The organism is Coleofasciculus sp. B1-GNL1-01, assembly GCF_040220235.1.
Taxonomy (GTDB): domain Bacteria; phylum Cyanobacteriota; class Cyanobacteriia; order Cyanobacteriales; family Coleofasciculaceae; genus Coleofasciculus.
The window spans coordinates 1-13014 of sequence record NZ_JAVJTO010000095.1 but is presented as its reverse complement, the minus strand read 5'-3'; the positions used below and the strand labels follow the sequence as shown (position 1 = coordinate 13014).

12 protein-coding genes are annotated in these 13014 nt (G+C 46.3%); 4 read left to right on the top strand and 8 right to left on the bottom strand.

Features of this window, described 5'->3' with window-relative positions; genetic code table 11:
- Positions 1-134 precede the first annotated feature (134 nt).
- From RID53_RS23445 to RID53_RS23425, 5 genes are all read right to left on the bottom strand, one after another.
- Entirely contained in the window at positions 135-743 is a 609-nt protein-coding gene (locus RID53_RS23445) for a hypothetical protein (protein WP_446390397.1), read from the bottom strand.
- A 193-nt stretch (positions 744-936) separates the two neighbouring features.
- On the bottom strand, positions 937-2568 hold the full coding sequence (locus tag RID53_RS23440; RefSeq protein WP_446390396.1) for a CHAT domain-containing protein: 1632 nt from the start codon (positions 2566-2568) through the stop codon (positions 937-939).
- Between the two features lie 526 nt (positions 2569-3094).
- Positions 3095-3766, bottom strand: a complete 672-nt coding sequence (locus RID53_RS23435) for a hypothetical protein (RefSeq protein ID WP_446390395.1) — start codon at positions 3764-3766, stop codon at positions 3095-3097.
- A gap of 124 nt (positions 3767-3890) precedes the next feature.
- Positions 3891-6251: a protein phosphatase 2C domain-containing protein gene (locus tag RID53_RS23430; RefSeq protein ID WP_446390394.1), complete on the bottom strand. Its 2361-nt coding sequence runs from the start codon at positions 6249-6251 to the stop codon at positions 3891-3893.
- Positions 6252-6391: 140 nt separating this feature from the next.
- Positions 6392-6670, bottom strand: coding sequence for a DUF6737 family protein (locus tag RID53_RS23425; protein WP_446390393.1), 279 nt, complete (start codon positions 6668-6670; stop codon positions 6392-6394).
- Positions 6671-6781: 111 nt separating this feature from the next.
- Between RID53_RS23425 and RID53_RS23420 the strand changes: the two genes are divergently transcribed.
- Both RID53_RS23420 and RID53_RS23415 read left to right on the top strand, forming a co-directional pair.
- Complete coding sequence (locus RID53_RS23420; protein WP_044210515.1) at positions 6782-7042, top strand: hypothetical protein; 261 nt, start codon at positions 6782-6784, stop codon at positions 7040-7042.
- Positions 7043-7099: 57 nt separating this feature from the next.
- Positions 7100-7372 (top strand): hypothetical protein, encoded by a 273-nt coding sequence (locus RID53_RS23415; protein ID WP_446383565.1) that lies wholly within the window; start codon positions 7100-7102, stop codon positions 7370-7372.
- Between the two features lie 8 nt (positions 7373-7380).
- On the opposite strand, the gene ndhM is transcribed toward RID53_RS23415, so the two are convergent.
- Positions 7381-7722 (bottom strand): NAD(P)H-quinone oxidoreductase subunit M, encoded by a 342-nt coding sequence (gene ndhM / locus RID53_RS23410; protein ID WP_446383567.1) that lies wholly within the window; start codon positions 7720-7722, stop codon positions 7381-7383.
- A 303-nt stretch (positions 7723-8025) separates the two neighbouring features.
- Here ndhM and RID53_RS23405 point away from each other — a divergent pair, with 303 nt between their 5' ends.
- The gene (locus RID53_RS23405) at positions 8026-8895 is read left to right on the top strand and encodes a hypothetical protein (RefSeq protein WP_446390392.1); all 870 of its coding nucleotides are present in this window, start codon (positions 8026-8028) and stop codon (positions 8893-8895) included.
- A 150-nt stretch (positions 8896-9045) separates the two neighbouring features.
- Here RID53_RS23405 and RID53_RS23400 read toward each other — a convergent pair whose 3' ends face one another.
- Positions 9046-9246, bottom strand: coding sequence for a hypothetical protein (locus RID53_RS23400; RefSeq protein WP_446390391.1), 201 nt, complete (start codon positions 9244-9246; stop codon positions 9046-9048).
- Positions 9247-9248: 2 nt separating this feature from the next.
- Here RID53_RS23400 and RID53_RS23395 point away from each other — a divergent pair, with 2 nt between their 5' ends.
- The gene (locus tag RID53_RS23395) at positions 9249-11165 is read left to right on the top strand and encodes a GAF domain-containing sensor histidine kinase (protein ID WP_446390390.1); all 1917 of its coding nucleotides are present in this window, start codon (positions 9249-9251) and stop codon (positions 11163-11165) included.
- 416 nt (positions 11166-11581) lie between these two features.
- Here the strand turns inward: RID53_RS23395 and RID53_RS23390 are convergent, their stop codons facing one another.
- A complete protein-coding gene (locus tag RID53_RS23390; RefSeq protein WP_446390389.1) occupies positions 11582-12712 on the bottom strand; it encodes a hybrid sensor histidine kinase/response regulator in 1131 nt (376 codons plus the stop codon).
- Between the last annotated feature and the right edge of the window lie 302 nt (positions 12713-13014).

The window sequence follows — 13014 nt, the reverse complement described above, 5'->3', positions numbered from 1 at the left end:
GGGTAGGGAACAGGGAACAGCTTCCCCCCAGTAATTGGACTCTTGGGCGGGTTTTGTTGATAAGTTATCATCTGATGAGCTTACCTAAGTAACTCTTACCCGCCCCAATACCATAAAACGAATTAATTCGGCAATTAGTTGTCCTCAGAAGCTTCCTCAAGTTGGGTGAGAGTATAATGGGCAATAGCCAAACTTAAGCGCACCTGCTCAATGGGTGATAATTCAGACCATTCGACTGAGCCAATAGTGCCAAAGTCTTGATTACCTCGCATGGCGTAAGCCCACGGACGTGCAAAAACGAATAAATCATCTTCCGTCCAGTTGGGTAATAAGGGTCTAACGCATAAAACAAGCTGATCGGCAAGTGATATATTCATGGATAACGCTTGTTGAGCTTGATTGGCGATCGCGTCCAACCAAGACGACGGCACCCCAGAAAATCGTTCAGCCAATGACCGCTTTAGCGAGGCGGAACCGGAAGAATCTGAGGGCGTTAGCGATGTCCAGCACTGGTGCAAGCGATTGAATAGGGTTTGTGATCCCGATGTAATTTCTGCCTCGGTTTGACAAGCATCTAGAGAAAATCCCGCTTCCAGATCTGCCAAATAGTCTTGGGCTTCAGGTTCAGCGGGATTCCAGGGATAACAATCGTCTTCAGTTTGCCAGAGTGCCTCCAGGAGTTCTCCTTGGGCTTGACTCAAAGCATCCTGATAATTTTGGTATGGTTTATGTTGACTGGTCATAATACCCCTTATGTGATCGTTGGTGGTGATGAAAATTGATAGGAATAGCTACATCAGCACTCTCGAAGGTTCCGTAATCATTCCGAAAATAAAGGTTAGTGCCAATAATTGGCAGAACTCTAGAACCATTGAATTGAGCTATGTTCCTCGCGACTCAATTCTCTCTGAGTCTAAGATTTGTTAAATTTTTGGCTTAAAGGTTTTCAATAATAAACTCCAGGGTTTGACTCTGAGTACTGCCAAATTTTAACTGACTACCCGACTCCAATGGCACTTCCTGATGGTGGATTTTATGCCACCCATCTGCTCGTAAAATATGAGTGCCGTTGCGAGAAAAATCACGCAGGAAGTAAGTCGGGATTTGTCCGGGATGAGTGAAGGTATCGCGACAGATAATTTCTGCATGTTTATAGCTCACCCACATTTCCTCATCCAAAACCAAATCATTCTCCTGCCCGCGTCCCACCCGCATCAGTGCGCCGCGAATTCGCCAAACTTTACCCATCGAGTTTAAGGAGCGTAAGCAAGCGGTGGGCGTTTGTTCGCCATTCCAGTTGCTCGGCATAGGCGGAAGCTCAGTAATCCCTTCTTCTAAGAAAGCAATTAACTGTCCTTGAAACTCCGGATGCATATACAGCACAGGTAACGTCCAAGCTGGTTGGTTGAACTTATAAAGCGTGAGCAATTGTTGTCTGGCAACAGCGACAGCTTGGTCAATCGGCATCCGGGCAGCTAGGGCTTGGGCAAGACTTTGGATAAAACTCAAGGCTTCGTGATCCGCGATCGAGTCACGCATACCCAAAACAGCGGGGACACCATGTTGAATTAACACTTCCGCTAAACTACTCCGGGGAATGGTTTGACCTTCCACCTGATCCGGTTGAGCGCCCCAACAGGTATTGAATACCGCCAAGGTTACCTGATTCCGAACTAAGACTTGAGCGAGTTCCGTACCGTTAATTGGTGCATCCGGACTGAGAAATAATAAACCCCCATCTGGAGCAGGTTCACCATGACCCGCATAGAAAAGGATATTGTAACCTCCTGTGTCTAAAGCGGCAATTAAGTCAGCGGGTGTTGGCTGTAGCAGCTTTTCCACAAAACAGGGAACGGCTGTGGGGTTGAACTTTTGACACGATTGGAAGGCATTTTCTAGAACCGTTGCCTCTTGTTCAAGCTGTAAGCGAGCCGCTGACTGATCACCCCCGGAACGGTGGACATCTTGTCCAAATACGAGCAGGATATTCAGGGCTTGATCATGGCGGATCAGCGGTTTGAGAGAGTCAACATTACTCGTCGTGCGGCTAAACAGTAGTTGAGTAGACAGAGAAATCGCGGGTTTGCCTGCCATTTCTTGCATAATTTCCCAGGGGAGGGGAATCAAGTCAGGATGTCGAATTTCCAAGCGCACGCGCAGAGATTTATTTTGTCCCCGGGCAATGCCCCGACTTTCTGCCAACGTTGTTTGAATGGAACCCGCAAACAGCCAATTCCACAAGTCTATGCCCAACTGCTGCATCAGCCGTCCCCCGTAGCTAGTCGTCTGCGGTGTAGCGTTTTCGCTTTGGGGGGATAGGGTTGGGGTTGGTGTAGGCGTAGGCGTCAAGGGATTAGGTAGGGGTAATAAGGGGGGCAAATTACCCGTAGAAAACATTTGTTGCCAAGCCAACCAAGTCTGAGTCAAAGTGGGAGACCAAATCGAGTCATGATGAACATAACCCCCAGGATAAGGAGCTTCAATGACCCACACGGCAAAGTTATCTGCCCCAGCCGTAGACAGACGTGCGATCGCTAAACTGAGGCAAGGAGTTTCGATATCAGACATTCAACGCCCAGATGTAGAGCAACATTATCAGTTTGTGATAAGTGACAGACCAAATCAGAATCAATCAGACTCGACTGTTGTCCCCTGTCCTCTGCGATCCCTATTTTAGGTCTTAGGGTCAGTTCAAACTCAGACAGCACAGGAGAGTCGTCAGGAGTTGGGGAGTAGCCAAGTTGATCCTTATACAATATGGTACACGGATCACGATGGTTGAAAGCCCATGCTCGTTTCAGCCGTGGATTTGTCAATAGTCTGGTCTAATCGTTGCTCTGATGACTTTGCCTGGGACGTCGCCAAGTAGGATGTGGGAGTAGGGTGTAGGGGAGCGGGATTGAATGATGCCTTGATAATTCAGACAATATGTGTATTTTGGGTATGTTTTAAATGTTGCTCAAAAAAAATATGATAGAGTTTACAACTAAGAAATATTCTTTGGTGGCGAAATTGAATTAATCCTAACCATTAGCTGTTCTATTGGCGTCAACAGCACGGTTTCCAGAACCTTGCTCAGACTCCGCCTTGCGTCTCAATCGTTCTCCGATTCCGATTCTAACCTTTGCTGCTGAATCTGAAACCGTTTAAGCCGAGCTTCTAAATCAGCACAAATACCTTTGACTTCTTCTAGATCGCTAGGAAGTAAATGGTTAGACAAAACTTGGAATACCTGTTCTAAATCTACATCGTAATTGAGCAAAAGTAAGAGAATATCATTTTCATAAATACTCACTCGGTCGAACTTACCTTGTCGATAAAGAGAAGGCAACGCATAAAATTTGAGAATAACTAACCCTTCCACATCGACACAACGAATCCAGCGATCGCCAAACTGTCTAACTGTGGCAAATTGCTGACTAATTTGAGAAAACAGTTGATTATGCGTTAATAAAATATCAACAATTAACTGCTGAAACCTTCCTCTAATAAAATCTTTGTTTTCTTCAGCAATAGCAACCTCAGGTAATGCTTCTAACTCAGAACGGGAGAGAATTAAATCAATATCTTGGGTATTTCGTCCCTCCACATAACTTAATAATGCCACTCCCCCAACTAACAAATAGTTAATGTTTCGCTCAGACAAAGTATTGAATAAGTTGTCGATGATCTGCTCAAAGTTCTCTAAATTAGACATTCCTTGATGCCAGTTTTTTAGGTCGAATAAAATTCCATTTATGATGATTTCGCTGATTGCTACTGTCATAAAATAAAACCATTTTAAATTTTATATTATCATGACTAGGACTTACACTTGGGAGCATGTTAGGGAAAGCACAAAATGTCCGTAGGGGTACGACATGTCGTGTTCCTACAGATATGTCGTGTTCCTACGGAGAACTGAGGGAAGGCGTTAAAGCATCAGATTCAGGCGCCGTTGCACATACGCCTTTTTGTGCCAATGTTGGGTTAACATTTAAGTCAACATTTGAGCGAATATTAACAACTTTTATCCAACCCCTCTCTCCTGGCTGCACCTGAGGATAAATGTTGCGGCGCCGTTTGGCGTCCGCTAGGGTAGGGGATGCTGGAGCGGTCTGTATCGATTGCGTCTCGGCGTTTTCCGTCCCCGTCGAACACACTCTCAATTTCAGCCAATCCTCTTCCCCAGAATCGGACGATTGCCGAATCACTTGCAAGACACTCCCTCTGGGAACTAACCGAATGGGTGAGAGATTTTCCTCCGGAGGATTTAATCGGAGTAGCAACGGAACATCTTGTCCTTGGGAATTCGTAATCGTTGAGCGAGTCACCCGCATCAGCGCCAAGTTTTCCAAGGACGAAACCGTTTCCGGCGTTGGCGTTGGACTAGCGGTTGGAGATGGCGTCCCCGACACGGATACTGGGGCATCAGAATTAGAACTCTGCCTCACAAATCCTTGAAGCCAACGCCGAGGCAATAATAGGTAAGCTAGTCCTGCACCCACGACCAAAAGTACAACAATTGCCAACATAAGTCCCCAAGGACGCCGTTTGGGTCGGGTCAAGGGTTGGGTTTTCATTTTGGAAGGGACAATGGTGGTCGTCGCTGGGGTTTCCGATGGCGTTTCCGTTGTCGGTAAAGGCAACGATTCCGGCTGAGGCGGCGCAAGTTCTGTTGGTGCTGTTTCCGCTGATGCCGTTACCTGACAATAGAGCAGCGCCAACGTAACATTATCATGACCATTTTGCCGATTTGCTATTTCGATGAGATGGTCAGCGGCGGTTTGCACATCACGCTGTCCGTCCAGAATCGGCAGAATTTCGGTTTGCCAGTATTGTTCCACTCGGTCATGGTCACTGAGACCATCGGAACAGAGAAGAAACACACTATCTTCGTCCAGGATAAATCGCTGGGTGGTTGGATGTAATGTGTTAGACGATGCCATGCCCAAAGCCTGGATTAATGAGCCAGAAGTCGGCTGTTGCACAGCATACCGATACAAGGTGTAACCCAATCGCACTTCACGGGAGGCTAGATCATCATCTTGGGTAATTTGATGGCATCCTTGGCGCGTTACCCAGTAGACGCGACTGTCCCCGACATGGGTGATATATATTTCATGGGCGCTGGTTTGAGCCATGACCAGGGTTGTACCCATCCGCTGTCGCTCAGAGCGATGTTCGCTATCATTTTGCTGGCTGATGGCGTCATTAGCGGCACAGGCGGCTTGTTCAAGTTGTAGCGTCAGATGGGTTGGGTTCCAATGGTCGCGATCAAAATGGAGGCGTTCCACTTGCTCTCGCAAAACATTGATGGCTAATCCCGAAGCTACTTCCCCCCCTTCATGTCCGCCAATCCCATCACAGACGATCGCTAAGGCATTTTCATCGGTTGAGCGACTCCATAGTTGTCCAATGGGTGGGTAACAAGCATCTTCATTGTGGCGGCGAACTGGACCCGAATCCGTACCTGTAAAAATCTGATAATGACGCGATTGCCCTTGCCCACAGTCTTTGATTCCCTGATCAAGCAGTCCCACCAGTTGTTCGGCGGTGCGAATTTTTCCTTGGGTCAATTGATCACAGAGTTGCCCGAAAAACTTTTTTATGACCGAGGAGGCGTCAGGTTGGAGTTGAGACCAGCACTGACCCAGTTGTTTAAGCGTTGGTGCGGCGGGTTCATCTCTCTGAAGTTCCAGTAGATGCAGAATAGAGGATTCTGGACGCAGCCAATCGAGATTGAGTAAACTTGTCGCCACTCGTTCACTGCTTAAGGGTTGCCACAGGTTCGCGATTTGCCACAACCAGTTGAGTTGGCGTATTGCTGTCGCCTCTTGCCAAACGGTTCTCAGGGGAGGAAAGAGTTCTCCTTGAGTCCCAGCCGTATCGGTTTCCAGAATCGGCGCATCTTCCAAGAGCCAGATTTCTGAATCTTGGCGTCTTTCACCGCCTGTCAGTCGCCCATAGACTTGGGGAATATGTAAGCGATAGGGAGAGAGTCTTAAATAGGGCAACAACTCCTCCGGAATCTCTTGAGGGGTATCCGGTGGTGTTGCTGGTTTTGTATCCAGTACAATCCGTTCCCTGACCAACACATAACGGTTGGCAATTAGCGATTCGGGCTGATAAGCTTCTATCCCCGATCCTAGCGCCCACAGATAACGCCGCTTCAAGGGCGTGCGACAGTTCTGACAAAACTTATTGACAGGGGGATTGGCAGCCTGACAGCGGTAGTTAGGGCAGTGAAGGGTTGCTGCAGGATTGTCCATGGAAAAACTCTTGGCTACATCTAGCTAGGGGTAATTGGGCGGTTGAAGTCGCACTGCCGCGATCGCAATGCATATCCATTATGGGATCATTGAAATAAGCCTACTGATTACAAATTCTAGCGTCTGATTTGAGAAGCCGTTCACTCATTGGAGGGATAAATGGTGGCAACCGACTCGGATTCTTGATCGGGTTGGCGATTTTTCAACTCAAGGTAACTCTGCCGCAAGAGACGGGGCCACAGCCATAAAAAGTAAAACCACCAAACCAAAATGGGGGTAGCCACTATCAGGGTTATCCAGGGCGTTTTGGCTAGCATCCAACTCCCCGCGATGATTACGATTCCGGTCAGGAGAATCGACCACGGTTGACACCACCACGGTTTATAATTCCAAGGATTCAAGGGATCTTTGACAGACAATAGTTGCCTCTAGGGGAAAAAATAACTTTATTTATACTACTTTTTTTGGACTTAGATATAGCGTGGGACTTATGGTTCCTCCCCCAAACGCCCATCATTATCTTAGACAATATGCCTAAGCCCGATTATGACACCTCCGATGATCACTCCTTTGAAGAGCTGAACTCCCCTGCGAGTGTTGAAATGAAACAGCTTATGGAGCAAATTGAGAACTCCCATGACCTATTGTACAAAATGATTAACTTGGAAATGTGGGCATTAGCCGAAACGATGGATGAGTTTATCCCAGGTTTTTGGAGTCGTTTTTTGGAAAATCGTCGTTTAACCCTCAAACAATTCCTGCAGAACAATTCTCACTCTAGAAAGAGGTAAATCACCCCATAGATTTTCTAGGATCAAACTAGACAGGCAAAGTACAAGGAGCTTTTTATGAATAAGCCAGAACGCCCAGATACCCATGATACGCTCAATCCCGGTGATAAGGTATCGCCAGAGGAGCAAACCCTGGAACAAAAATCTGAGAAAGTCGCGGTTGATGCTCCTGATATTACCGGTGATCACATTGAAGTCCCAACCTACTTCAACGTGAAAGACGAAAATGGGCAAGAAAAAGCCTTACACCATGTTGAGGATGCTGAAGAAATTTCTGATGTCATTCGCCAAGCACGCACCGATGAACAAGGCAATCGCACTTGGCGTTAGAGTTGGACTTATGAGTCCTGAGACACGACCTGGGGCAATCCCATGCTATAGTTCATTACCCGACACTCCAGGTTGTAGCTAATTTCACCATTTTGCAGGAGCGATCGCATGTAATGCTCTAAATCCGAGCCGATGCGGCGAAGATTATACTCAGTCAAATCTTCACCGCTATAGGCTTCTACAAAATCATCAAACTTACGATAGATTTTTTGCAGGGCATCTTCACTCCAATTAAATTCATTATCGGGGTCAACGTCTAGTGTTAAAACGTTGTCACTCTCAACTAATTCGCTGTTTAGCACCTCGGCAGCGTAGATGCGAATGTGACGAGTTGTCGATTTAAGCAGCATGGAAACCCTCCTAGTCTGGGCTATATTTTACCTTAATAATTGTAAATCTTTGTAAATACACTGCCCCCATTATTCCTTAAAGCCAGAATATTGGCTCAATATGCCCCATTGGTGTCAATTTAAGCCACAAACCGAGGTTTTCACCTTAAGTTGACACCAATGAATATGCCCTAACCCCTACCCCCTATCTACCAATCAGGTAGCCTGTCATCCCTGAAGTAGGTGGGATTCTTGTGTCCTAGAGCGCTGGACGGTAAATTATAACAGTCAGCCCTAGCGACATAATCCATAGCTTAACCCAATATGCACGATTCGATGGATGATATCGCCAAACAAGCTCACCAAGGCAGTGTGGCGGCGATAATTCAAATTCTGAATCAACAGTTAGCCGATGATCGCGTCAGAACCCGAGCGGTTTTTGCGGATGGCGTGTTGCACCTGTTGTGTGAAGCACCTGTCGCCGAACCCCTGGAGCGCTCTGTTCTCGTCAACCACATCCAAAAAATCCTGGAAGATATTGCGCCGCGTAACATTCGCCGGGTAAACATCAACAGTCGTATTGTGCAAGAGCAACAACTGCTATGGTTAGAAGAAATCAGCCGTAATCCAGACCATCTTTTATGGTCTCAAGAAATCGTACTGAGTAAGCCTAACCTGCTTCAGCAAGGGATAAAGGCATTCAAATCTTCTAAAACTGAACCAAAGAAGAAAACTCAGCTTCCCCAGGTATCCTCCCGCAAAGTTAAGGAAAACCCTCGTTTCCAGCGCCGTTTTGTTGGTGGTATTAGCGTTCTTGTTCTCCTACTTTTAGCAGGTTGGTTGGTTTACGATCGCTTAATTCCCTCTCCTTACGCCAGCACCACTTCTCAAGAACCAACTCCTCCCCCCATACCTGTCTCACCTTCACCACCAACACCCTCAACAACCGCAACACCTTCCGATCCCTTTACCGAAGCGGTTCGGATCGCCATTGAAGCTGATGCTGAGGGAAAAACGGCGAATACAGCCGCTCAGTGGTTAGATATAGCAGCGAGGTGGGAGAAAGCATCAACTCTGATGAGTAGCGTTAACCCGGATCATCCCCGTTATGAAACCGCTAGAGATCGGGTTATCCTTTATCGCCAAAACAGTCAACTGGCTCAACAGCAGGCAAAACAGAGACAGTCGCAGTAGTGGTCATTTGTCTTATGTCATTTGTCCTTCGTTTATTGGTGTGAATGAAGAGACATAAGCTTATGATCTCATCCACCTTGCTCCGGGGACGCGACATTTCTCTCAAAAAATATGAACTCTGTTGGTATATCCCTCGTCAGAACGGGAATACTAAGTACGACCATCTATCTTTGAGCCAGTTGTATCAGCAGCAACCGTTTCAAAAATCCATCCTTTGACTGATGTCTGGAGACTAATCCGAAAATTAATCCCTAAGCCTTGTAGCACTTGGGGAAAGCAGGTGAAACGTCGGATATGTCTTCTACTAAAACTGTTGTCGCCGTTCTCACCTAGGAGCATAGAGGTATTCACTCATGCATTACCCGCCTTCATCCAGTCCACTGGGACAACAGATTATTTCAAGGATCATTGCTAGTCCCAATCCACAGACGTTATTGGCGAGTATTGCCCAGGTATTAGGTGAGGCGTTTCAGGTTGATTGTTGCTTAATTGCAGCGCCCTCCCCAGAAACCGCAATCCCCCAATTGGGATTATGGTATGCCGAGGGCGGCTCCAAGCTACAACCTCAACCGCAAAACCTAGGGCAATACCTCTGGTTGACTGGGGTGGAAAAACCTTTGGCAATTCGGGATATTCAGGAGTCTGATCTGGAGTTAGCCGATCAACGGTGTTGGGATTGGCTCCCGGTTAGGGCAGTGTTGAGGCTTTATACCTGGTGTCAATCCAGGATCAATGGGATGATCGTGTTAGGGCGATCGCAGCCTTATGATTGGACAATACAGGACAAACAACGGTTAAGTGAGGTGGCTGAATCTGTAGCCGTTGCCATCGCTCACGTTCAGCTTACCCAGCAGGTAGATCAGTCTAAACGATACCAGACGCTGCTTTCCCCATTCAGTCAGTTTATCCAGAGCGATCGCAATCTCGATGAGACAATGGCAAAAGTGGTTGCTAGTACCACTCAAGCACTTCAGGCAGATCGGGGTTGGCTACTGCTGTTTAATGATAATCATGCTCTCGATCAACCGCATCACGATGGCAAGCATCAGCCACCAATTGAGGTTAAAGTTGTCGCTGAATGGTGTACCCCTACGCTTGATCAATCAGTTCAGCTAAACTCCCAACGATTACTCAATCAATCCTTCCGGTTATCCGAGTCTTACTTATGCCAAACAGCTTGGAAACAAACACCTGAACCGATTGCGATCGCGGATTGGGCAAATACTCCAATCAGAACTCAAGAAATCTCCCTATTTGAGGAGGCGATTAGCCATGGAGTGTTAATGGTTTCCCTGTGTCACACCTTTAGCAATGGTTCTCAACATCTGAAACGGTTGGGATTTTTGGTTGTCCAACAGGATCAGCCCCGTTTATGGCAAGGGGATGACATTGAATGGATCAGATGGGTGGCGACGCAACTGAGTGAGTTGATTCACGAGCATCAAAACCAACAGCCAGAACCCTCCCGCCTTAACCATCACTCGGTTCAGCCATCCCCCTGTTTAACCGTTCCCGCTCAGTTACATCAAAGCATCCGCCAACAGGTGGATCAGCTTCAGGAATTAAATCAGCTTAAAGAAGAATTCATTAGTACCATGAATCATGAGCTGAGAACCCCGTTAACGGCGATGAGTCTGGCAATTCGTATGTTACGCCAACCCAAACTCCCCGCCAAGCGTCGGCAAAAGTATTTAGACATTCTTGAGCAACAGTGTAATCAAGAAATCGATCTGATTAACGATTTACTTAGTTTACAGCAACTCGAATCCAATCCCGCTTATATCCAGAAGCGATCTATTGACGTAATCCTGCTAATCCAGACATTAGCCCAGGATTTTGAGCAGAAATGGGCGTCGAAGTCATTGACATTGAATCTAGATTGCTCCTTAAACTCGTTGATGATTCACACTGATCCAGAAAGTTTAAACCGTATCCTGCTGGAATTGTTAACCAATGCTGGCAAATATTCCCACCCTGATACAACGGTTTCGCTCAAAGTTGAGTATCACATTCATGCTGCGGTCAATCAGTTGGTGTTAACCTTGACCAATATCGGTGACGGTATATTACCCACTGATATTAACTATATTTTCGAGAAATTTCGGCGCGGTCAAGGAATTACTAAGCAGGCTGTTCCCGGAACCGGATTAGGATTAGCATTAGTCAAGTGTTTAGTCAATCATCTCAATGGCGCAATTGAGGTGGCGAGTCAGCCGTTAGACAATTCACATCAGGCGATGGTTTCATTTACCTTAACTCTACCCGATTAATATACGATTAATATAGCAGTACGCACTAAGGTTAGGACAAATTAAGAAAAATTCAAAATCGCTCAACACCAAGCAACTTGTACTGATCGCAGTTCGACCAAGCTTACTGACCATCGAGGTATAGCAACCGCCATAACGGTTAGGACACATCATTTATGTTATGTAGAGACGCGCCATGGCGCGTCTCTAAGCTGTTCGGCATTTAAACCTTAATATCAATAATGGCGAAATCATTGTAGTGCGTTTAGCGAAGCCATGCCGCAGGCTTTGCATCTTGCTCGCTACCCATTCCCAATTTAAATGCATGACAGCTTACAATGGTGCTATTACCCATTACCCATTACCCATTACCCATTGCCCATTGCCCATTGCCTATTGCCTATTCCCACCACAAAACTGATTCAGCAACCCCTAGTTTAGGCAAATTCGGCTTGTTTTTCTAAGGAAGCTGTCTCATTATTCAATACAGGTAAGGTGACGGTAAAAGTAGTCCCAGCGCCAACTTTGGAGTCTACGTCAATGCTTCCTTGATGCAAATCAACACACTGTTTCACAATGGATAGTCCTAACCCGGTTCCCTTGATCTGACCGACATTTTGGGCGCGGTGAAAGGCAGTAAAAAGGTTTTGTAAGTCTTCAGGGGGAATGCCAATCCCAGAGTCTTGAATGCAAAAACTAACGGTTTTCTGAGCCGAGGTGATCTCAAATTTTACTTCACCGCTATTAGGAGAGTATTTGATCGCATTGCTGAGTAAATTGGTCAGGATATGTCTGAGTAAGTTCATATCCAGATAAGTGTTCGATTCGCCCACAAATTTAAACCGGATCGTCGGTTGAGCATCTCCCGTTTCAAATGACTCCACTATCTCTTGACAAAAGTTGTCTAAATCAACCCAACTGGGATGAAGGGTGAACATACCAGATTCGGCTTTGTTGAGAAATAGCAGATCTTCTAACAAGCACAACATCTGGTCGGCGGCGAGTTGGATTTTTTGGATGTGCTTTTGTTTTTTGGCGTCGCTTAACCGTTCACTATATCGCTCCATGATGTCTGAGGAAGATTTGATGGCGGTTAAGGAATTTCGACCCTCATGAGACACCATGGACACCATTTGCGATTTGTTTTGCTGGTTTTCTTCCGCTTCGATTTTCGCTTGGTTAAGGGTTTTTAACAGGTCATGTTTACGTAGGGCAATTTTAATTGTAGCGCTGAGTTCGTCGGGTTCAATGGGTTTGATAATGTAGCCAAAGGGATCAGTTTGAGTGGCTTTATTGATGGTATCCTGATCGCCATAAGCGGTGAGGTAAATCACGGGAATGTCTAAGCGATCGCGGATTTGTTCGGCGGCTTCAATTCCACTGAGTTCTCCCTCTAAAACAATATCCATTAACACTAAATCAGGCTGCACTTCAGATACGATTTGAATCGCCTCTTCGCCTGAATCAGCAATTCCGGCAACTTGATATCCTAAGTTCTCAATCGTTAAGGAAATCGTGCGAGCTAAGATGATTTCGTCTTCAACGATAAGGATTTGAGGGATGTTCATGATGAAATGTATTATTTTTTACAGAATTTCTTGGCGGGTTGATTTAATCAATACGCTTACCGTAGCTTTACGTATGATTACGGATTTTGTGTTTAACATCTACCTACAGTATGATATCTGATAACTGATCAGAGAAACCGTGAAATTACGGAAAACATCAGTTAATGTCTGCGGAAGGCGGACGGCTGCCTGTGGACGCGGAGTAAGACCAATAGAGGGCAACCTCTGGAGGCATCGGCGAATGAAGCGGGAAATCCCAAAGACGAATAAGACCGTCCTTGTTTTTAAGGAGTTGGAAGCTC